The 18,698-nt window shown below is 72.4% G+C and carries 21 protein-coding genes; 9 read left to right on the top strand and 12 right to left on the bottom strand.

The annotated features are described in order from the left end of the window. Positions 1 to 56 precede the first annotated feature (56 nt). Entirely contained in the window at positions 57 to 1,247 is a 1,191-nt protein-coding gene (locus tag AB0F98_RS03915; protein WP_357728169.1) for an MFS transporter, read from the bottom strand. A gap of 124 nt (positions 1,248 to 1,371) precedes the next feature. Further along, the gene (locus AB0F98_RS03910) at positions 1,372 to 2,199 is read right to left on the bottom strand and encodes a DUF72 domain-containing protein (RefSeq protein ID WP_357729072.1); all 828 of its coding nucleotides are present in this window, start codon (positions 2,197 to 2,199) and stop codon (positions 1,372 to 1,374) included. A 210-nt stretch (positions 2,200 to 2,409) separates the two neighbouring features. Here AB0F98_RS03910 and AB0F98_RS03905 point away from each other — a divergent pair, with 210 nt between their 5' ends. Then, entirely contained in the window at positions 2,410 to 2,799 is a 390-nt protein-coding gene (locus tag AB0F98_RS03905) for a DUF2267 domain-containing protein (RefSeq protein WP_357728166.1), read from the top strand. 12 nt (positions 2,800 to 2,811) lie between these two features. On the opposite strand, the gene AB0F98_RS03900 is transcribed toward AB0F98_RS03905, so the two are convergent. Continuing rightward, positions 2,812 to 3,336: a hypothetical protein gene (locus AB0F98_RS03900; protein WP_357728163.1), complete on the bottom strand. Its 525-nt coding sequence runs from the start codon at positions 3,334 to 3,336 to the stop codon at positions 2,812 to 2,814. 231 nt (positions 3,337 to 3,567) lie between these two features. Here AB0F98_RS03900 and AB0F98_RS03895 point away from each other — a divergent pair, with 231 nt between their 5' ends. Beyond that, positions 3,568 to 4,299 carry a Clp protease N-terminal domain-containing protein gene (locus tag AB0F98_RS03895; protein ID WP_076470395.1) on the top strand — a complete coding sequence of 244 codons (732 nt, stop codon included), beginning with the start codon at positions 3,568 to 3,570 and terminating at the stop codon, positions 4,297 to 4,299. 10 nt (positions 4,300 to 4,309) lie between these two features. Here the strand turns inward: AB0F98_RS03895 and AB0F98_RS03890 are convergent, their stop codons facing one another. Together AB0F98_RS03890 and AB0F98_RS03885 are read right to left on the bottom strand one after the other, a co-directional pair. Next, a complete protein-coding gene (locus AB0F98_RS03890; protein WP_357728160.1) occupies positions 4,310 to 4,825 on the bottom strand; it encodes a hypothetical protein in 516 nt (171 codons plus the stop codon). Positions 4,826 to 4,931: 106 nt separating this feature from the next. Continuing rightward, positions 4,932 to 5,153 carry a DNA repair protein gene (locus AB0F98_RS03885; protein ID WP_357728157.1) on the bottom strand — a complete coding sequence of 74 codons (222 nt, stop codon included), beginning with the start codon at positions 5,151 to 5,153 and terminating at the stop codon, positions 4,932 to 4,934. A gap of 196 nt (positions 5,154 to 5,349) precedes the next feature. Here AB0F98_RS03885 and AB0F98_RS03880 point away from each other — a divergent pair, with 196 nt between their 5' ends. Beyond that, complete coding sequence (locus AB0F98_RS03880; protein ID WP_357728154.1) at positions 5,350 to 6,012, top strand: GNAT family N-acetyltransferase; 663 nt, start codon at positions 5,350 to 5,352, stop codon at positions 6,010 to 6,012. A 300-nt stretch (positions 6,013 to 6,312) separates the two neighbouring features. Here AB0F98_RS03880 and AB0F98_RS03875 read toward each other — a convergent pair whose 3' ends face one another. After that, on the bottom strand, positions 6,313 to 7,767 hold the full coding sequence (locus AB0F98_RS03875; RefSeq protein ID WP_357728151.1) for a glycoside hydrolase family 3 N-terminal domain-containing protein: 1,455 nt from the start codon (positions 7,765 to 7,767) through the stop codon (positions 6,313 to 6,315). A gap of 169 nt (positions 7,768 to 7,936) precedes the next feature. Here AB0F98_RS03875 and AB0F98_RS03870 point away from each other — a divergent pair, with 169 nt between their 5' ends. Further along, the gene (locus tag AB0F98_RS03870) at positions 7,937 to 9,112 is read left to right on the top strand and encodes an ROK family transcriptional regulator (protein WP_357728148.1); all 1,176 of its coding nucleotides are present in this window, start codon (positions 7,937 to 7,939) and stop codon (positions 9,110 to 9,112) included. A 127-nt stretch (positions 9,113 to 9,239) separates the two neighbouring features. Here the strand turns inward: AB0F98_RS03870 and AB0F98_RS03865 are convergent, their stop codons facing one another. Together AB0F98_RS03865 and AB0F98_RS03860 are read right to left on the bottom strand one after the other, a co-directional pair. Further along, positions 9,240 to 10,250 (bottom strand): ABC transporter permease subunit, encoded by a 1,011-nt coding sequence (locus AB0F98_RS03865; protein ID WP_357728145.1) that lies wholly within the window; start codon positions 10,248 to 10,250, stop codon positions 9,240 to 9,242. After that, positions 10,247 to 11,257: an ATP-binding cassette domain-containing protein gene (locus AB0F98_RS03860; RefSeq protein ID WP_357728142.1), complete on the bottom strand. Its 1,011-nt coding sequence runs from the start codon at positions 11,255 to 11,257 to the stop codon at positions 10,247 to 10,249. Before AB0F98_RS03860 ends, AB0F98_RS03865 begins: the two co-directional genes overlap by 4 nt. A 131-nt stretch (positions 11,258 to 11,388) precedes the next feature. Here AB0F98_RS03860 and AB0F98_RS03855 point away from each other — a divergent pair, with 131 nt between their 5' ends. Together AB0F98_RS03855 and AB0F98_RS03850 are read left to right on the top strand one after the other, a co-directional pair. After that, positions 11,389 to 12,231, top strand: coding sequence for an ABC transporter ATP-binding protein (locus tag AB0F98_RS03855; RefSeq protein WP_357728139.1), 843 nt, complete (start codon positions 11,389 to 11,391; stop codon positions 12,229 to 12,231). Positions 12,232 to 12,265: 34 nt separating this feature from the next. Continuing rightward, positions 12,266 to 13,162 (top strand): ribokinase, encoded by an 897-nt coding sequence (locus tag AB0F98_RS03850; protein WP_357728136.1) that lies wholly within the window; start codon positions 12,266 to 12,268, stop codon positions 13,160 to 13,162. Positions 13,163 to 13,188: 26 nt separating this feature from the next. On the opposite strand, the gene ftrA is transcribed toward AB0F98_RS03850, so the two are convergent. Continuing rightward, positions 13,189 to 14,142 carry a transcriptional regulator FtrA gene (gene ftrA / locus AB0F98_RS03845; RefSeq protein ID WP_357729069.1) on the bottom strand — a complete coding sequence of 318 codons (954 nt, stop codon included), beginning with the start codon at positions 14,140 to 14,142 and terminating at the stop codon, positions 13,189 to 13,191. 128 nt (positions 14,143 to 14,270) lie between these two features. Here ftrA and AB0F98_RS03840 point away from each other — a divergent pair, with 128 nt between their 5' ends. Beyond that, positions 14,271 to 14,729, top strand: coding sequence for a rhodanese-like domain-containing protein (locus tag AB0F98_RS03840; protein WP_357728133.1), 459 nt, complete (start codon positions 14,271 to 14,273; stop codon positions 14,727 to 14,729). A gap of 60 nt (positions 14,730 to 14,789) precedes the next feature. Here the strand turns inward: AB0F98_RS03840 and AB0F98_RS03835 are convergent, their stop codons facing one another. Next, positions 14,790 to 15,272 carry a DUF6232 family protein gene (locus AB0F98_RS03835; RefSeq protein WP_357728130.1) on the bottom strand — a complete coding sequence of 161 codons (483 nt, stop codon included), beginning with the start codon at positions 15,270 to 15,272 and terminating at the stop codon, positions 14,790 to 14,792. Between the two features lie 394 nt (positions 15,273 to 15,666). Between AB0F98_RS03835 and AB0F98_RS03830 the strand changes: the two genes are divergently transcribed. After that, entirely contained in the window at positions 15,667 to 16,203 is a 537-nt protein-coding gene (locus tag AB0F98_RS03830; RefSeq protein ID WP_357728128.1) for a nuclear transport factor 2 family protein, read from the top strand. Here AB0F98_RS03830 and AB0F98_RS03825 read toward each other — a convergent pair. After that, positions 16,200 to 16,712, bottom strand: coding sequence for a DUF6232 family protein (locus AB0F98_RS03825; protein WP_357728125.1), 513 nt, complete (start codon positions 16,710 to 16,712; stop codon positions 16,200 to 16,202). The genes AB0F98_RS03830 and AB0F98_RS03825 overlap by 4 nt on opposite strands. Before the next feature lie 97 nt (positions 16,713 to 16,809). Between AB0F98_RS03825 and AB0F98_RS03820 the strand changes: the two genes are divergently transcribed. Further along, the gene (locus tag AB0F98_RS03820; RefSeq protein WP_357728122.1) at positions 16,810 to 17,583 is read left to right on the top strand and encodes an enoyl-CoA hydratase-related protein; all 774 of its coding nucleotides are present in this window, start codon (positions 16,810 to 16,812) and stop codon (positions 17,581 to 17,583) included. Between the two features lie 41 nt (positions 17,584 to 17,624). Here AB0F98_RS03820 and AB0F98_RS03815 read toward each other — a convergent pair whose 3' ends face one another. Further along, positions 17,625 to 18,641, bottom strand: coding sequence for a helix-turn-helix domain-containing protein (locus tag AB0F98_RS03815; RefSeq protein ID WP_357728119.1), 1,017 nt, complete (start codon positions 18,639 to 18,641; stop codon positions 17,625 to 17,627). Positions 18,642 to 18,698: the final 57 nt, after the last annotated feature.

Raw genomic sequence — 18,698 nt, 5'->3', positions numbered from 1 at the left:
CAGGCGAAGAGGGCGTACGTCTCCGGGAGACGTACGCCATGGTGCGGGCGGGTGGATCAGGCGGGCGTCTTCTTCCTGGCCCTGCGCAGCCCGAACAGGGCGACCGCGGCCAGCACGATGATGGCGACGCTGTACTCGTCGGCCGTCATGGGCAGGCCACCGCCGTAGACGACGAGGAAGCCCGCGATGACGGCGGGCAGGCCGAGGCCCACGTAGCTGACGATGTAGAGCAGGGACAGGACGCTGGCCCGCTGGTGCGCCTCGACCAGTGGCAGGACGGTCTTGAGGCTGCCCTGGAAACCGCCGCCGAAGCCGACGCCGCCCAGGGCGATGCCGACGAAGAAGCCGGCGACGAGGTCCATCATGACCGACACCAGCGTGACGAGCATGCCCAGGATGAGGGCGCTGACACCCGTGAGCATGACGGTACCTGCGGGAGTGTCGCGTAGCAGGAGGACGGTGATGGACGAGAGGCCGGCGAAGACGAAGAGAGCCACCCCGCCGAGCACGATCGAGGTGGGCCCGAGGGTGCGCACGAGCGCGGGGCCGAGCGCGCCGAAGAAGCCGGCCAGCGCCCAGACGGCGAAGAGCACCGGGGCGACCGCCAGCACCGGCCCGCGTACGGCGCGGGGCAACGTGATCTCCGGCCGTAGGCTGCGCAGCGCTCCCGCCATCGGTGTGACGGTCTCCGGCATCAGCACGATCCCGATGCCCTGGGCCAGCAGGATCACGAACAGGACGATGTAGACGAGTCGCGCCGGTGCGGGCAGGAACTGGATGAACAGCGCCGACAGCAGCGCCCCGCTGCCGGTCCCGATGCCCGGCGCGAACGAGTTCGCGAGCGTGCCGCGGGTGCGGTTGATGTCGAGCATGGCGGCGCCGATGGCGCCCGTGGCGGCGCCGGCCGCGAGCCCCTGCACGACCCGGGCGGCCAGCAGCGTGGCCACGCCGTTGGCGAAGATGAAGATGAGCAGCGCGATCATCTGCACCGCGATCGCGCAGAGCAGGATCGGCCGCCGGCCGAGGTGGTCCGAGAGCTTGCCGAAGGTGAGCAGGGACCCCAGCACCGCGAGGGCGTAGATGGCGAACACCACGGTGGTGGTGATCGATGAGAAGTGCCAGCGCGCCTGGTAGATCCCGTAGAGGGGAGTGGGGGCGGACGAGGCGGCCAGGAACGACACGAGGACCGAGGCGAGCAGGACCAGGGAGGCGTTCGGGGAGAGGCGCGCCCGCCCGGTGATGCTCATACCTGCTCCTCGAGTGCGCTGCGGGTGGCCCACCCGATCGATCCGGGCCCCAGGTTGCAGGCACGGCGGATACCCGTTGCGCTACGTTGCACGCCGACCAGCCCGGACGAGACGTCGGGGACGATCAGAAAAGGGTCATCGGCTCGGCCGGGATCGGTACGGGCAGGGGTGCGAGTTCGGGTACCCGGCTCCGTACCTCGTCGTGGAAACGTCGGGCCAGCAGCGGCGCGTCCGCGTTGTCCGGGGTGTGGACGAAGAAGGTGGGGGAGCGCCCCTCGCGCAGCCACCCGGTGACGATCTCGACCCAGCGCTGCCAGCCCTCGACCGTACGTTCGGTGTCGTCGCGCCCGAGGTAGCGGACGATCGGCCGGTCGGTCAGCGCGACGGATCGGAGCGGCATCCGGGGCTTCTTGACCCACGCGTCCCGTTCCGCGTCGCTGGTCGGCGGGATCTGGAAGAACGTGGTGGTGTCGAAAGGAACCCATTCGGCGGCCACCGTGGTGAGCGCTTGCTCGAGGAGGCGCGTCGCGCGGGCGTCGTCGAAGAACGCGGGGTGACGGACCTCCACGGCGTACCGGTGGGAGTCGGGGAGCCGGCGCAGGAAACGGGCGAGCACGGGCACGTCGGTGGGGCCGAACGATCCCGGCAGCTGGACCCAGAGCGCGTGGGCCCGCGGGCCGAGCGGTTCGATGGCATCGAGGAAGCCGCGCAGCGCGTCGTCGACGTCACCGAGCCGGCGCTCGTGCGTGATGAGCTTCGGCAGCTTGACCACGAACCGGAAGTCCGGGTCGGTCTGCTCGGCCCACGACGCCACGCTCTCCCGGGCGGGCGTCGCGTAGAACGTCGTGTTTCCCTCGACGGCGTCACACCAACCGGCGTAGTGCCGCAGGCGCTCTTCGGCGGGCAGGGGATGCGGCAGGAACCGGCCCTGCCAGGCCCGGTGCGACCACATCGCGCAACCCACGTGAAGATGCAAGGCTTCCCACCTCTCCGGAAGACCGAACAGCACCGGTCCGCCCGCTCACCGGGACGTCGGCGGCCACCGGAAACGGTATACGGCGAGTCTCATCGGTCTCCTCGACGGCCGGCGCCGATCGGGCGCGTCCGTTTGCCGTCGATGGCTGCGGGTAGCCACGCATCTCCGCTTCGGGAAGGACGGGTGATGGCCGAGCTCAGTTTCTACGACAAGGTCGCCGACCGGGCGGGCGTCCCGGAGGTGACGGCTCGCGCGTTGACCGAGGCCACCCTGCGTACGCTCGCGGAACGGATCAGCGGTGCCGAGGCGGGCGCGCTGGCCGGCCACGTGGCCCACGAGCTCCGTCCGTTCCTCGGCCGCACGGCGCCGGAGGAGCCCGAGGTGTTCGGGTACGACGAGTTCCTGCGCCGGGTCACCGAGCGCGCCCAGGTGAGCCCGCTCATCGCCGAGCAGGGCGCCGGCGCGGTCCTGCAGACCCTGCATCGCGTGGTCGGGCACCGGGAGTTCCTGGAGGCGCTGGCGCAGCTGCCCACGGAGATCCAGGCCCTGGCCGAGCCCGTGCCGCACACGCCCTGACGGGTCAGTACGTCACTTGGGCAGCACGTCGATCATCCGGCGCAGGGTCTGCTCGTAGCCCTCGGGGCCGCCCAGACGCTGGAAACTGCTCAACGTGATCGTGAACGTGCCCGGGGCGGCGATCAGGACGGCCTGCCCCTCGATGTCCTTGACCGCGACGTAGCCCTTGCCGCCCTGGTCGATGTCGGTCACCTTCTGGTAGATCTGATCGGCCTGCTGGCGCTGGTAGTCGTACGTCATCTCGCCCGCGATCCTGGACGCGGTGGTGATGGTCGCCGTCGCCACGCCGTTGCCGTCGCCGAAGAAGCAGTTGCCCTGGTCGACCATCGGCTGGCCGACGAGTTCGGACACCTGGTCGGCGCTGAACGGGCACTTGGGTGGGGCGGCGTCAGCCGCGTCGCCGAGGTCGGCGAGGTCGCCGCCGTCGATCGGGGCGCCGATGTCCGCGCCCGGATCCGGGTTGCTGGAGTCGGGGCTGTCGCAGCCCACCAGTACGAGGGCGGCCACGCAGAGCGCGGGCACGATCATTCGGCGCATGGGATTGACTCCGTTCTGCCTGCTCGGAACCGTGTCTGCCGCTGCCGCCGGCCCGCGGGCTCGGGCACCGGGGCGGCGGGTCGCGTCACTGACGGTACGGGCGTGCGCCACCCGGGGAATCCGGTGTTTCCCTAGCTTTCGAACCCGCCCGACCCGCTCCAGGCGTTCGGCGTCCCGCACGATCGTCAACCACTGGTTGACGACGAGAGTGCGTCAACCTACAGTTGACGCATGACCAATCCTGATCCTGTCCCGATGGACATCCCCGTACGCCTGGACGACCTGATCCAGGCGATCAAGAAAGCGCGCAGCGAGCCGCTGGAGCAGCTCAGCGATGCGGTCCTCGTGGGGGACCACCTCGGTGAGGTGGCCGACCACCTGATCGGGCACTTCGTGGACCAGGCCCGCCGCGCCGGTGCCTCCTGGACGGAAATCGGCCGCAGCATGGGCGTCAGCAAGCAGGCGGCCCAGAAGCGGTTCGTCGCCAAGGACGCGGCACTCGACCCGCAGCAGGGCTTCAGCCGCTACACCCCGCGGGCCCGCAACGTGGTGGTGACGGCGCAGACCGAGACGCGCGCCAGCGGGCACGCCGAGATCCGGCCGGAGCACATCGTGCTGGGACTGCTCAGCGAGCCGGAGGCACTCGCCGCGAAGGCGATCGTCGCCCAGGGCATCACCCTGGAGCAGGTGCGCGAGGCGGCCACCGCCGCGCTGCCGGCGCCCTCGTCCGAGGAACTCCCCGCCCTCATCCCCTTCGACGCGCAGGCCAAGAAGGCGCTGGAGCTGACCTTCCGCGAGGCGTTGCGGCTGGGGCACAACTACATCGGCACCGAGCACATCCTGCTCGCGCTGCTGGAGCTGGAGAACGGCAGCGGCGTGCTGGCCGGCCTCGGCGTCGACAAAGCCGCCGCCGAGGCCGACATCGCCGCGGCACTCGAGGAGATCACGCGGAACCGGGCCTGACCCGGCAGGGTCAGGAAGCGGTGGGGAAGCCGTACCGGGCCGCGTGCTCCGGGTCGGCCGGGTCGATCTGGCGGATGCCCGCGTCGGCGAGGCGCTTGTTGACCTCGTCGAGCTCCTCCCGCACCAGCCGGGCCTCCTCCTCGGTCACCCGGCCCCGGTGCGGCTTCCCGGCGTGCTCGATGGTCCCGTAGTCGAGCCGCTCCACGCTCTTGCGCGCCTTCGGCGGACGCACCCGCTCGGCGGTCTTGAGCAACTGCGCCATCGGTGTGTCGGTTGCCATCGAGTCGAACTCGCTGGCGGTGAGCACCACCCGGCGCGGCTCGCCGTCTGGCTGGTCGTAGACCTCGACCACCGCCACGTCCAGGGCGGCGTCGTCGATGCTCTCCACCTCGACCGGGGTGGCCTCCAACTGCACGGGCCCGGCGACCAGGTCGGGATGCTCCAGCACCACGATGCGGACCACCTCGTCCTCCGGCTGCAGAACGGTGCCGCTGAAGTCGGAGACACGGATCGTCTTCTTGCCCATGCGCGGAGCTACTCCTGTCGTCGGCCGGATTCGAGACCAGAAGACGTTACCCGACAGGTGTGCGAAAGCCGGGGGTGGACGGACCCGTGTGTCGCCGCTCGCGTCGTCAGCGGTCGCCCCGACCGTGCCGCGCGGACGCCCCGGCGGGCAGCTTGTTCAACTCGGCCCAGCCCAGTGCCCGATCCGGGTCGCCGCAGTCCCGCACGCCGCGGTACGGCGGCTGCGCCGGGAATCTCGCGCCGACGTTCCAGGCGCGCTCGGTGTCCTGCTGGTGCCGGTCCTTCGGCTGATTCGGCATGACCTTACCGCCCCAGAGAAAGGTGTCCATATATGGAAGTGGATGTGACGTACGGAGCCGACGCCGGGTTCCCCTCCGCGACGAGGAATCCGGCCCGATCCTGAACGCGGACCACGCCCGCCCACACGCCCGGCGTACGGTGATCGGCGACGAGGCCCGGTGGCCGCGCGACCGGTCGTGGGCCGGACGCCGCCGCCGGACAGGACCGGATCACGGAGGTGGCGGCGTGCTCGACCGGCGGCTCCACCTGCACCTGGCGACCTGGCTCGGGCAGTGGCCGGCTGGCCAGGGCCTGCACGTGGTGTCCTCGCGGCGTCGCGCCCGTCCGGCCTGGGACGGCCGGCTCCGGCCCGCCGTCGCGGTCAGCGCCCGGGGCAGCACCGTGCTCTCCGTGGCGCCGGATCGGGTCGCGCGGGTGCGCGCGCTCGCCGGCCTTCCGCCGGATCGGCTGGTCCCGGCGCTACCGGCGGCCGTCGGCCTGCCCGACTGGGCCACGCACGACGGCGCGTTCCGGTGGAGCCTGGCCCCCGCGCCGCTACCGGACGTCGGGGAGTGGATCCCGCCCACCTCGCCGGGGCTGCCGCCGTGGCTGCGGCTCTTCGACAACGACGTGCTGGTGGTCCGCTCCGCCGACGGCCGCTACCTGGCCGGGGCGGGGGTGAAGCGGCACGACGCGTACGGCCACGAGCTGGCCGTCGGCACCGCACCGGAGGCTCAGCGGCGGGGACTGGCCCGGCGACTCGTCGCCCAGGCCGCCCGCCGGGTGCTCGACGAGGGGGCGGTGCCGACCTACCTGCATGAGCGGGGCAATCATGCGTCGGCCCGGGTGGCCGACGCCGCCGGGTTTCCGGACCGCGGCTGGCGTTCGTTCGGGGTGTACCCGCGCTGAGTTCGACGCCGGGATGACCGCCGGGGCGTGGTGGTGTGCGGGGCCGTATTGGCGCGGACCGTGGATCCCGGGCCGGATCCACGGTCCGCAGCCTCCCCCCAGGTCCCCGTGGGCGCGACTCGCGCGCATGCCCGGTCGCGTCTCCCGCTGATCACGCTACGTATCGAATGCCTTCCGGGCAAGACGCCTCGCGCCGGTTCGACGTGTCGAATTGTGGACTTGACCTGGAAGGAAGTTGCTTTGGCGGCGGACGGGCAGCCGTGACGCAGCGTGCCGGTGATGGAGTGGGCCGGGTCCTGTTCAGCCGGTCAGACCGAGCACCTCGGCGGCCGCGCGGCCGTTGGCGTGGCTCGCCCCGTACGTGGTGACGAAGGCGCGCACCCCAGCCGGGCGCCACTGCGCCGGCCAGCCCATCTCGACCACGGTCACCGGATGTACGGCGGCCAGCGCGGTGATCAGCTCCGGACCTCCGGGAAGCTGATGGAGGCGGCGGCCGACCAGCACGATCGGCCGGTCCCCGGCGAGGTGGCGCAGGGCGGCCGGGTCGGTCTCGGCCGCGACCACGCGGACCTCCTCCGTGTCGGCCAGGTGCGGGCCGAGGCCCCAGGGCACCCGGCCTTCGGCGATGGTGGACGCGGCGTGCAGTTGCACCACCAGCGGCCGGTCCAGGTCGGTGAGCACCCCGTCGATCTTCACGGCGCGGCGGGCCGCCGCGTACCCCAGATCGGTGCCGCCGCCGGTCGGGACGCGGCTCGCGACCCGGGTCCAGGCGGCGAGGGTGGCGGCGCGTCCGGCCGCCTCCTCGACCCGGGTCCGGTCCAGCCGCCCGTCGCCGAGTGCCTCGACGATCTCGGCGGCGACCTGTTCGACGAGTTCGGCGTCGACCTTCGCGCCGATACAGAGCAGGTCCGCGCCCGCGGCGAGGGCCCGGACGGCCGCCGGCCCGACGCCGCCGGCCGCGGTCGAGGCGCCCTTCATCTCCAGCGCGTCGGTGATGACGGCGCCGGTGAAGCCGTACTCGGTGCGGAGCAGGTCGACCAGGACCTGGCGGCTGAAGGTGGCCGGGCCGGTGCCGGTCAGCGTCGGCACCCGGATGTGCGCGGTCATGACGGCCTGGGCGCCCGCGGCGATCACGGCGGCGAACGGCGGCAGGTCACGGCGGCGCAGCACGTCGACCGGGACGTCGACGGTGGGCAGTTCGTGGTGCGAGTCGGCGACCGTCGCGCCGTGCCCCGGAAAGTGCTTGGCGCAGGCTGCGACACCGGTGGCCTGGAGGCCGGCCACGGCGGCGGCGGAGTGCGCGGCCACCCGGAGCGGGTCGGCGCCGAAGGAGCGGGTGCCGATCACCGGGTTCTCGTCGGCGGTGTTCACGTCGACGGTGGGGGCGAGGTCGACGTTGATGCCGAGCTCCGCCAGCTCCACGCCGATCGCCTCGTAGACCCGCCGGGTCAGCGCGACGTCGCCGATCGCGCCGAGTGCGGCGTTTCCCGGGTATGGGCTGCCGGTGGCATGGGCCAGACGGGTGACGTCCCCGCCCTCCTCGTCGATGGCGATCAGCACGTCCGCCCGGCCCTGCCGCAGGGCCGCCGTGGTCGCCGCGAGTTGCGCCGGATCGTGCACGTTGGTGCCGAACAGGGTGTGCCCGGCCAGACCCTCGGCCAGCAGGTCGACCGCCCAGTCGGGCGGGACCGGCCCCGGGTACGCGGCCAGCAGCGTGCCGAGCGCGAGCCGGCGAAGTCCTGGATCCAGCCCCACTGATCTCCCCCTTCGGTGCCGCCGGGCGCGGCGTCGTATTCCGGCCGTCCCGCCCGCGCAGCCCTGCCGGGTCGACCGAGTACTCCGGGTTCGGGTGGCCGATACGCTACGGCTACCCATTTCCAGGTTGGTTTACAGTTAGCAAAGTTTACTGAACTAGAGGACTGGCATGAGTGCGACGCGGCTGCCCGGCACACCCCGCCTGTTGCGGGCGCTCAACGACCGTGCGGCGCTGGAACTGCTGCTCGAACGGGGACCGTTGACCCGCGCCCGGCTCGGCGAGCTGACCGGGCTGTCGAAGGTGACCGCCTCGCAGCTGGTCGAACGGCTGGAGGAGCGCGGGCTGGTCACCCGGGTCGGCGAGCAGGCCGGCGGGCGGGGACCGAACGCCCAGCTCTACGCCGTACGGCCGGGTAGCGCGCACGTGGTCGGCGTGGACGTCGGCCCGGACCGGGTGGTGGCCGCCTGCGCCGACATCACCGGCACGGTCATCGGCCGGGTGGAACAGTCCACCCGGGACACCGACGACCCGGTGGGTGTGGTGCACAACGCCGTGGTTCAGGTGGCCGGCAGTGCTCAGGCGCAGCTGTCGAGCGTACGGAGGGTCGTGCTCGGCACACCGGGTCTGGTAGACCCGGGCACCGGGGACATCACGTTCGCGTTCAACCTGCCACGCTGGCACCGCGGTCTGCTCGCCGCCCTGCGTGAGGACCTGCACACCCCGGTCGTGTTCGAGAACGACGTGAACCTCGCCGCGGTCGCCGAGGCTCAGTCCGGTGCGGCGCAGGGCCTGTCGGACTTCGTCCTGGTCTGGGTCGGTGCGGGCGTCGGCCAGGCGATCATGCTGGGCGGGCGGCTGCACCACGGCAGCAGCGGCGCGGCCGGCGAGATCGGCTACCTCCCGGTGCCCGGCGTTCCTATCCCGCGCGACGTCGCCCGGCGGGCCAAGCCCGCGTTCCAACGGCTCGTCGACGCGGACGCGGTCCGGGCCGTGGCCCGGGAGAACGGGTTCACGGTCGACAATGCCGCCGACGCGGTTCGTGCCGCGATCGAGGCCGGCGCCGAGGGCGGCCCGGTGCTCGACGAGCTGGCCCGCCGGCTCGCGTTGGGCGTGGCCAGCACCTGCGTGGTGCTGGACCCGCCGCTCGTCGTGCTCGCCGGTGAGGTCGGTCAGGCCGGCGGAGCGGCCCTCGCCGACCGGGTGCAGCGGGAGGTCGCGGACATCTCGCTGGTGCGCCCCCGGGTGGTGCCGACCGGGTTGACCGAGGAGCCGATCCTGCACGGCGCGCTGCGCACCGCGCTGGACGCCGTCCGCGACGAGGTCTTCGGATCCACAGTGGGCTGACCCGCCCCGGCCTGCCCCCACCCGCGAAGGCGGGGGCAGGCCGAGGTCCGTCATGTGAAGGAATTCTTCACGATGCGATCAGTGCCTGCAAGGTGTCGCCCCGCGATGGGGCCTCCGCTGTCGTAGCTCAGATCAGGTCCCGGCGACGGAACACGCTGAACGCAGCCACGGCCAGCAGCGCGGTCAGGCCGAGCAGTACGGCCAGCGCGGGCTGCCAGGTCAGCGCGTAGACCCGCTCGCAGAATCCGGTGGCGGAGGCGCAGGCGGACCCGTCCCAGAACTCGAGCCGGCCGGAGAGCCAGGCGCCCACGTGGCTGGAGAGCATGAACCGGTCCGGATGCGCGGTGTCGACGATCTCCATCACCAGACGCGCGCCGAGCTCCCACACCACCGCGTACGCGGCCACCGTGCCGAGCGCGGCCGACGTGTGCCGACCCAGCGTGGCGAGCGCGAAGCCGAGCACGGTGGTGAGCAGCACCAGCACCAACCCGCGGGCGTGCACGGCGCCGAGACCGGCCCAGAACGCGCTGTCGAGCTGGCCGGCAAGCCCGGCCGACTGCCCGATCACCCAGAACGTGGCGAGGTAAACGAGCGACGCGAACAGGGACAGCCCGAGCACGCCGCCCATCAACGTGCCCAGCTTCGTGCCGAGCACCGTCATCCGCCGCGGTCGCCAGAGCAGCAGGTTCACCACGCCACCCGAGTTGAGGTCCGCGCCGATGTAGGAGGCGCCGACCAGAAAGCCGAAGAGCGCCAGGAAGGCGATCAGGAAGTAGAGGAGCGGCTCGGCCTGGTGCGAGAAGACGAACACGCCCGGCAGGAAGTCGGTCGTCACGGGGAGCCGGTCCTGGCGCGCCGGGTCGACCTCACTGCAGTCGGCCGGGAAGTACTCCTGCTCCGAGCCGGGCGGAAGCTCCCCGTTCACCCGAGCCACGCAGCGCTGGTAGAGATCGTCCAGCTGGCGTCGGCTCTCGGCGGCCTGATTCCGGGCCTCGGTCAACTCCGCGGCGGTGGGCTGGTGCGAGCCGGCGAGGGTCGTCGATGCGGTGACCCCGAAGGCCAGCACCAGCAGGACGAGCATGAGCTGGACGAAGCGGCGGGCCCCGAGCCGCTCCAGCTCGGCACGGACCAGGTTCACGCGCTGTCTCCTCTGCCGTCGCCGACCCCGGCGTCCAGTTCGATCACCCTGTCGTGCGGTCCCGAGCCGGCTGCTTGGCGGGGCACCTCGGGGTGCCCGCCGTCGCCGGTCAGCTCCAGGAACACGCTCTCCAGGTCGGGTCGCAGCGGGGTCAGCTCGCGTACCCACAGCCCCTGTTCACCGAGCAGTCGGCTGATCGTCGTCGGGTCGTCCACCTGACCGACCACGAGATGGTCGGAGTACGCGTCCGCCGGCAGCCCACCGGCGCGCAGCAGCTCCGCAGCACGCTCCGGCTCAGCCACCCGCACCAGGTACTCGTGCTGGTCGAAGCCGGCGAGCACCTCGTCCACCCGTCCCGACGCCACCCGGCGGCCCTGCGAGATGATCGTGACGTGGTCGCAGATCAGCTGGATCTCGGCCAGGATGTGGCTGGAGATCAACACGGTCACCCCGGCGTCGGCCAGCGACCGCATCAGATCCCGCATCTCCCGGATGCCGGCCGGGTCGAGGCCGTTGGCCGGCTCGTCGAGGATGAGCAGCTCCGGGTTCTTGAGCAGTGCCGAGGCCACGGCCAGTCGCTGCTTCATGCCGAGCGAGTAGCCCTTCACCCGCTCGTCGCCCCGATCGTGCAGGCCCACCTGCTCCAGCGCCTCGTCCACCCGGCTCACCGGCACTCCACCGGCGAGGGCGAGCAGCCGCAGCGTCCGGTAGCCGGTGAAGTTGCCGAAGAACTGGGGACTCTCCACGATCGCCCCGACCCGTCCGGCCACCTGAGCCAGGTGTGTGGGAGACGGAGCGCCGAGCACGCTCATCCACCCCCCGTCGGCCCGGACCAGTCCGAGGAGAGCGCGCAGGGTGGTGGTCTTGCCTGACCCGTTCGGGCCGAGGAAGCCGTGGACCTCACCCGCCCCGACCGTCAGGTCGAAGCCGTCGACGGCCACCCGCCGACCGTGCCGCACGCTGCTGAAGGTCTTACGCAAACCCTCGATCTCGATGACCGCGCTCATCCGCGCGGTTTCCTGTTCCGAACCGGCATGGACCGTCCTTCGGTATTGGTGACCAACGCCACGGCGCTCCACCCTAGGGCCGGCCGCCCGCCCATGGGGGGCGCCGCGGCCGTGCGTGGTTGGATGGAAGGGTGACTGGTGACCTGATCCCCGGCGCCGCCGGCGCCACCCCCGCCGCCGCTCCCGTGGACCCGGATCTGGTGGTCAGCCTCGACGGCGTCGGCGTTCGCCGCTCCGGCACCGCGCTGTTGCAGGATCTGAGCTGGCGGGTCGAGCTGGACGAGCGCTGGGTGGTGCTCGGCCCGAACGGCGCCGGCAAGACGACCCTGCTCAATCTCGCCTCCGGCCGGCTGCATCCGACCAACGGCGTCGCCCACGTACTCGGTGAGCGGATCGGGCGGACCGACCTCAACGAGCTACGCACGCGCATCGGGCTCACCACCGCCGCCCTGGCGGAACGGGTGCCGGCCGAAGAGCGGGTCAGCGACGTGGTCGTCACCGCCGCCTGGTCGGTGGTCGGCCGCTGGCGGGAGAGCTACGACCGCACCGACGAGGTCCGGGCCCGCGCGCTGCTCGGGCAGCTCGGCGTCGGCCACCTCGCCGACCGCGTGTACGGCACCCTCTCCGACGGCGAACGCAAGCGTGTGCAGATCGCCCGCGCGCTCATGACCGACCCGGAGCTGCTGCTGCTCGACGAGCCGGCCGCCGGGCTCGACCTGGGTGGGCGCGAGGACCTGGTCGCGCGGCTCTCCGAGCTGGCGTACGACCCGGACGCCCCCGCGATGGTGCTGGTCACGCACCACGTCGAGGAGATCCCGCCGGGCTTCACCCACGCGCTGCTGCTGCGCGAGGGAGGCGTGGTGGCACAGGGCCTGCTCGAGGAGACGCTGACCGGCGACAACCTCTCCAAGACCTTCGGTCTGCCGCTGATCGTGCAGCGTTCCGGCGACCGGTACACCGCCCGGGCCGCCTGACGCGCACCCCGCCGAGTCGAGACAGGAGGCGCTGGTGGCGCAGACCCGGATCGCCGTCGTCGGCAGCGCGAACATGGACCTGGTGGCGATGGCCCCGGCCCTGCCTCGACCCGGGGAGACCATGCTCGGCACCGACTTCGTGATGGTGCCCGGCGGCAAGGGCGCCAACCAGGCCATCGCGGCCGTGCGCGCGGGCGCGTCCTGCGCCTTCCTCGGGGCGATCGGCTCCGACTCGTTCGGGGTCACACTGAAGGCCCGGATCAGCGCGGCCGGTGTGGACACCGGGCACCTGCGGGTGGTGTACGGAACATCCGGTGTCGCCCTGGTCATGGTCAACGCGGAGGGCGAGAACGCGATCCTGGTGACCCCGGGCGCCAACGACGCGCTGACGAGCCTCACCGACGAGGAGCTGAGCACCGTACGCGCGGCCGATGTGCTGGTGGCCCAGCTGGAGATCCCGGTGGAGACGGTGACCGAGGCGGCGGTGGCCGCCCACGCCGCCGGCACGCGGGTCGTCGTCAACGCCGCGCCGGCCCGGCCCCTCCCCGAGGAGCTGTTGGCCGCCCTGGACGTGCTGGTGGTCAACGAACGCGAGGCGCAGGCGCTGACCGGGCGGGGCCGGGACGCACCGCAGGCGCTGCTGGAGCTCACCCCGAGGGCGGTGCTCACCCTCGGCGCCGAGGGCGTCTGGTACGGAGACCGGGACGGCACGGCGGTGCACGTGCCCCCGGTCAAGGTCGACACCGTGGACTCGACGGCCGCGGGTGACGCGTTCACCGCGGCGCTGGCCGTGGGCTGGGGCGAGGGCCGGGATCTGGTGGACGCCGTGCGTTGGGCCGCGGCGGCCGGCGCGGCGTGTGCCCGCCGGCTCGGCGCATCCGTGGCGCTGCCCTACCGGGCCGAGATCGACGAGCTCTACGTACCGGCCTGAGCCCCACCGCCGTCGGCGACGGACGGTCACCCGGCGCGGAACGCCCGCCGGTACGCCGACGGCGAGGTACACATGGCCCGGCCGAAGTGGTGGCGGTAGGTGACCGGGGAGTCGAAGCCCACGGTCGCGGCGATCTCCTCGACCGGCACGTCAGTGGTCTCGAGCAACGCCAGGCTGGCCCGCACCCGCTGGTCGACCAGCCACCGGATCGGGCTCGTTCCGGTGGCTCGCGCGAAGTGTCGCAGGTAGGTGCGGGTGGACATGTGCGCCTGCCGTGCCAGCCGGGCGACGGTCAGTGGCTCGCTGAGGTGCGCCAGCGCCCAGGTGAGACTGCCGGCGATCCGGTCGTCGCCCGGGTCGGGCGGCACCGGTGCCTCGATGAACTGGGCCTGCCCACCGTCCCGGTGCGGCAGGATGACGAGCCGGCGGGCGACCGCGTTGGCGATCGCCGCGCCGTGGTCGCGCCGGACCAGGTGTACGCACAGGTCCAGGCCGGCCGCGCTACCGGCGCTGGTGAGCAGCTCACCCTCGTCGAGGTAGAGCACGTCAGGGTGCACCTGCACGGCCGGGTACCTGCGGGCCAGCAGGTCCGCGTACTGCCAGTGGGTGGTGGCCCGGCGGCCGTCGAGCAGACCGGCACCGGCCAGCGCGAACGCCCCCGAGCAGATGGACACGATCCGGGCACCACGCCGGTGCGCCCGGCGCAGCGCGGCGACCAGCTCCGGTGAGGGTTCCGCGGTCACGTCCGGTACCCCGGGGACGATCACCGTCCGCGCCTGCCCCAGCACGTCGAGGCCGTACGGAGTGTCCAGAGTGGCGCCACCGACCACCGGCACCGGGCCGGGCCGCTCGGCGCACACCCTGAGGTCGTACCAGTCGACGTGCAGCTCCGGTCTGGGCAGCCCGAACACCTCGGTCACGATGCCCGTCTCGAAGACCGACATACCCGGGTACGCGAGGACCGACACGCTCCGGTCCACCCCATCTGCGGCACGCGGACGAGGGGCGGGGTGGATCGGGACGGGCACGGGAACCATGGCGGGATGTTAGCGCAGGACGGCGTTACCGCCACTCGTCTCGCGCGCCGTCCACGCGCAGGATCGATGCCATGACGCACACCTTCGCCGTTCCGGCGGCCGACCCGGTCACCGCCACCGCCCACTTCCTCGCCCGGCTGAGCTTCGAGACCGATGTCAGCGACGTGTACGCGGACCTCACCGCCGGGATCCCCGGGCTGGTGGTGGTCGACTCCCGCGGCACGGCTGCGTGGGCGCAGGGGCACCTGCCGGGCGCGGTGCACCTGCCGACCGCCGAGATCGCCACGCTCGCGGCCGAGGCCGTGCCGGTCGGCTCCACAGTCGTCACCTACTGCTGGGGTCCCGGATGCAACGGCGCCACCCGCGCCGCCCTGGAGTTCGCGCGGCTCGGCTATCCGGTGAAGGAGATGCTCGGCGGCTACGAGTACTGGGTACGGGAAGGGCTGCCGGTGGTGACGGGTACCGGGCTGACCCGGCGGCCGGTCGACGAACTGACCGCACCCCGATCCACGGTCAGCTGCGACTGCTAGCCGGCCTGGCTGCCGTTCCGCCCCGGGTGGTCGCCGCGGCCGCCGCCCGTGGGCTGGCCGTCAGCGATGGTCGGTGTGCTGCTCGACGGCGCGCTGCACGGCCCGGTAGATCTGGCCGAACCGCAGCGCGTCGGGAGTGCGCACCAGCAGTTCCTCCTGGCCGTGGTGCTGCACCCAGAGCTCGTGGACCTGGCTGCCCCGTTCGTACGAGCGGTCCAACCAGCCGAGCGGAATCTCCAGGAACGGGGTCAGCGCGAGCGCGCCCACCACACAGGCGCCGAGGATGAGCAGGGCGAGCTTCCATTCGCCGCGGTCCTGCGCGGACCAGACCAGCGACACGACGCAGATCAGCGCCACCAGCGGAGGCAGCGAGAGCAGCAGGACCAGCACACCGCGTCCGAGCACCCGCCCGCGTACGGCGAGTGTCGCCCGACCCCGGGCGTGCCAGACGTACGTGACGTCGGCGAGAGCGATGACGCGACCACCCGAACGGATCGACTCGGAGGTCACCCGCACCGCGTCGTCCCGGTAATAGGCCGTCATCACTCAGCCTAACCACGCCCCGGCAAGGCTCGGCCCTGCGGTCGCAGGTCTGCCCTGCGTTCGCAGGTCTGCTCCGCGTTCGCGGGTCTGCCCCGCGCTCGCCGGTCCGCCCGGTAGGTGCCGGCATCCTGTCGAGCTGCCCCAGATCTGGGGCAGCTCGACAGCGGACCGGCGCCACACCATGCCGGCCTCGCCCCGGAGCACCGACTGTCGTCCTGGAGCGCCGGCTGCTCTGGAGCGCCGGCTGTCGTCCTGGAGCGCCGGCTGTCGTCCTGGAGTGCTGGCTGCAAGCCGTTCGGCACGCGCCAGCATCGTGCTGGCCTCCGCCGACGGGCATGGCTGAGTGGCGGTTCGCGGGGCGGTGGGCGGCTCCGGCAGGGCGTAGCGTCGCGGCATGGGTGAGCACCTGACGACCGGGCGTGAGCGGACCGAATACCAGCGGGCCGAACGCCAGGGGACCGAGCACCAGGGGACCGAGCACCAGGGGACCGAACGCCAGGGGACCGAACGCCAGGGGACCGAACACCAGCGGGCCGAGCAGCAGCGCAACGTCGAGGTGGTCAGGCGCTACCTGCGTACCTTCGTCAGCAAGGACCTGGCCGAACTGCGCGCGGTGGTCGCGGAGGACGTGCAGATCTACGGGTCCGGCACGGCGGTGCGGGGCCGGCACTACGTGGAGCGGGCCGTCGCCTCGTCCGGGCTCACCGTGGTCGACCTGGAGCTCGTCGAGCTCTTTCCCGCCGGGGACCGGGTCATCGTGTCACTCGCCCTGACCTACCGACGGGACGCCACCGGTGCGACGGCGGTGCAGAGCGCGTGCAAGATGTACCGGCTGGCCGGGGGCCGGATCGTGCAGTTCTGGGGCGAGCAGGACCTGTATGGCCTGCTACGCGGTCTCGACATGTTGCCGGACGTGCCGATCCGTTTCTAGTTCCGCCGTCCGCGACTGCGCACCGGGCGGGCGGCATCCCCGGCTGCTCCCAGCGGCGGCGCCTGCTCGACCGCCCGCTGCACGGCTCGGTAGATCTGACCGAACCGGAGCGAGTCACCGGTACGCAGCAGCAGGACGGGCCGGCCCTGCCAGCGCACCCAGAGCTCCCGTTGGCGGCTGCCCCGGGCGTAGGAGCGGTCCAGGCGCTCGAAGAGAAAATCGGCGACCGGTCCGACGGCGAGCCCGACCAGCACCGAGGCGCCGACGATCGCGATGGTGACGGTGGGGGAGCGGTCCAGCCAGAGCGCCAGCCCGACGCCCAGGACGGCTGCCGCCAGCGGGCCGGCCATGGCCGCGCCGAGCGCACCCCGGCCCGCGAGGACCCGCCAGGAGCGGCTGCCCCGCCGGTGCCAGACCATGCTGATCTCGGCGAGCGGGTAGATGCGGTCGTCGACCCGGATGGAGGTCGAGGTGACCTGCACCGACCTGTCGTCGTAGTACGTCGTCATCGCTGGACTCCCGGCCCCGGGGCTGACACCAGACTACGTACCAAACGAGCGTGGCCGTATGGTTGGCACGCGACTTCGACGAGGAAGTGAGGGCGGCGTGAGCGAGTTCGTGCGGCTGGAGACCAAGGACGGCATCGGCACCATCCGGCTGGATCGGCCGCCGATGAACGCGCTGAACAAGCAGGTCCAGGAGGAGTTGCGCGCCGCCGCTACCGAGGCGTCCGCCGACCCCGAGGTCCGCGCCGTGATCGTGTACGGCGGGGAGAAGGTCTTCGCCGCGGGCGCGGACATCAAGGAGATGGCCGACATGTCCTACGTGGACATGGCGGCTCGGGCGGCCGACCTCTCCAGCGCGCTCGGCGTGTTCGCCCGCATTCCGAAGCCGGTGGTGGCCGCGATCACGGGGTACGCGCTCGGCGGCGGGTGCGAGCTGGCCCTGGCCTGCGACTGGCGGGTCGTCGCCGAGGACGCGAAGCTCGGCCAGCCGGAGATCAAGCTGGGCATCATCCCGGGTGCCGGCGGCACCCAGCGGCTGGCCCGCCTGGTCGGCCCGGCCCGGGCCAAGGAACTCGTCATGTCCGGCCGGATGGTCGACGCGGAGGAGGCGCTGCGGATCGGTCTGGCCGACCGGGTCGTGCCGGCCGCCGAGGTCTACTCGACCGCGGTCGAACTGGTCCGCCCGTACGTGCACGGTCCGAGCCAGGCGCTGCGCGCGGCGAAGCTGGCCGTCGACGGTGGCCTGGACATGGACCTGAACTCGGGCCTGGCCTGGGAGAGTCAGCTCTTCGCCGCGCTGTTCGCCACCGACGACCGGCGCGAGGGCATGGCCGCCTTCGTCGAGAAGCGCAAGCCGGACTTCACCGGTCGCTGAGCGGCGCACCGGCCGGGTGTGGCGAGTGCTCGCCCGGCCGGTCAGATCCAGCCGCGGCGGACCGCCTCCATGCCGGCCTGGAACCGGGTCTCGGCGCCGACCATCGTCATGATCCGATGCACGTGCCGGTGCACCGTTCGTACGCTCCAGCCGAGGGTGCGGGCGATCCGCTCGTCGGTGGCGCCGCCGGCCAGCAGACCGATCAGCTCGGTGTCCCGGTCGGAGAGTTGGTCCGGGTGACTCTCGGCGGCCAGCTCGACGGCGTCCGGCCGGTCGGCGCCGCCGCGGTTGACGACGGCGCGGTTGATCGCGACGGCCCGTTCCCAGAGCGCCTCGAACAGCTCGCAGACCGCGTCCAGCAGCGAGGACGGGTGGATCAGGTACGCGGCGTCGGCCAGTTGCCCGCCCGTCATGACGGGGATCAGTGCGAGCCGGTCGTCGCTCAGCATCATCTTCATCGGCACGTTGCTGGCGACCCGGGCGCGTTCGCCGCTCTGGATGCCGCGCCAGATCTCCGCCATCCGGCCGGGTATCGCCAGCGCCGACCGGTCGTAGATCACCCGGTAGGTCAGGCCGCGGTTGGCGATCTGGTGGGCCTCCTCGGTGTTGCCGCTGACCGGATTGTCGAGGTACGGCGGCCGGTCCAGCCCGCGGATCTGCACGCGCGCCTCGCGCTGAAGCCGTACGAGGGTGGCTCGTAGGTTGACCGGTCCCTCGATCACCTCGACCAGTTCCGCCGGATGACGGCCGGTGCCGTCGTGTCGCCGAAGTTCCTTCGCCAGCTGGTCGGCATGGGTACGCAGCCGAAGCAGGTCGCGCTCCCGTTCGGCGATCAGGACGGTGGCGACCTGGTCGGGGGGTGTCGCTGCGTACCGTGTGGGGCGGCCGGAGAGCCGGCTGGCCAAGCCGCGGTCGACCAGCCGGCCGAGCGTACGGGTCAGCTGCGCCCGGGACAGCACGACGTCGCCGAGGAGATCCCCGGCCGTCGCCTGCCGACGCCGAGCCAGCGCCTCGTAGACGCGCTCCTCGGCCTCCGAGACGTCCACCACATGCCACATCCGAAGCCTCCGTCGGGATCCGGTCAGCTGTCCGGAACATGAAGTCCCGGCACATTG

It is taken from the genome of Micromonospora sp. NPDC023737 (genome assembly GCF_040639715.1).
Lineage (GTDB): Bacteria > Actinomycetota > Actinomycetes > Mycobacteriales > Micromonosporaceae > Micromonospora.
The sequence above is the reverse complement of the archived record's forward strand: the minus strand, read 5'-3'. Positions and strand labels throughout refer to the sequence as shown.

Bases quoted from the DNA above. Each gene is read 5' to 3' on its own strand.
- AB0F98_RS03915 (WP_357728169.1), bottom strand. From the start codon at position 1,247: ATGAGCATCACCGGGCGGGCGCGCCTCTCCCCGAACGCCTCCCTGGTC.
- AB0F98_RS03910 (WP_357729072.1), bottom strand. From the start codon at position 2,199: ATGTGGTCGCACCGGGCCTGGCAGGGCCGGTTCCTGCCGCATCCCCTG.
- AB0F98_RS03905 (WP_357728166.1), top strand. From the start codon at position 2,410: ATGGCCGAGCTCAGTTTCTACGACAAGGTCGCCGACCGGGCGGGCGTC.
- AB0F98_RS03900 (WP_357728163.1), bottom strand. From the start codon at position 3,336: ATGCGCCGAATGATCGTGCCCGCGCTCTGCGTGGCCGCCCTCGTACTG.
- AB0F98_RS03895 (WP_076470395.1), top strand. From the start codon at position 3,568: ATGACCAATCCTGATCCTGTCCCGATGGACATCCCCGTACGCCTGGAC.
- AB0F98_RS03890 (WP_357728160.1), bottom strand. From the start codon at position 4,825: ATGGGCAAGAAGACGATCCGTGTCTCCGACTTCAGCGGCACCGTTCTG.
- AB0F98_RS03885 (WP_357728157.1), bottom strand. From the start codon at position 5,153: ATGGACACCTTTCTCTGGGGCGGTAAGGTCATGCCGAATCAGCCGAAG.
- AB0F98_RS03870 (WP_357728148.1), top strand. From the start codon at position 7,937: ATGAGTGCGACGCGGCTGCCCGGCACACCCCGCCTGTTGCGGGCGCTC.
- AB0F98_RS03860 (WP_357728142.1), bottom strand. From the start codon at position 11,257: ATGAGCGCGGTCATCGAGATCGAGGGTTTGCGTAAGACCTTCAGCAGC.
- AB0F98_RS03840 (WP_357728133.1), top strand. From the start codon at position 14,271: ATGACGCACACCTTCGCCGTTCCGGCGGCCGACCCGGTCACCGCCACC.
- AB0F98_RS03835 (WP_357728130.1), bottom strand. From the start codon at position 15,272: ATGACGGCCTATTACCGGGACGACGCGGTGCGGGTGACCTCCGAGTCG.
- AB0F98_RS03830 (WP_357728128.1), top strand. From the start codon at position 15,667: ATGGGTGAGCACCTGACGACCGGGCGTGAGCGGACCGAATACCAGCGG.
- AB0F98_RS03825 (WP_357728125.1), bottom strand. From the start codon at position 16,712: ATGACGACGTACTACGACGACAGGTCGGTGCAGGTCACCTCGACCTCC.
- AB0F98_RS03815 (WP_357728119.1), bottom strand. From the start codon at position 18,641: ATGTGGCATGTGGTGGACGTCTCGGAGGCCGAGGAGCGCGTCTACGAG.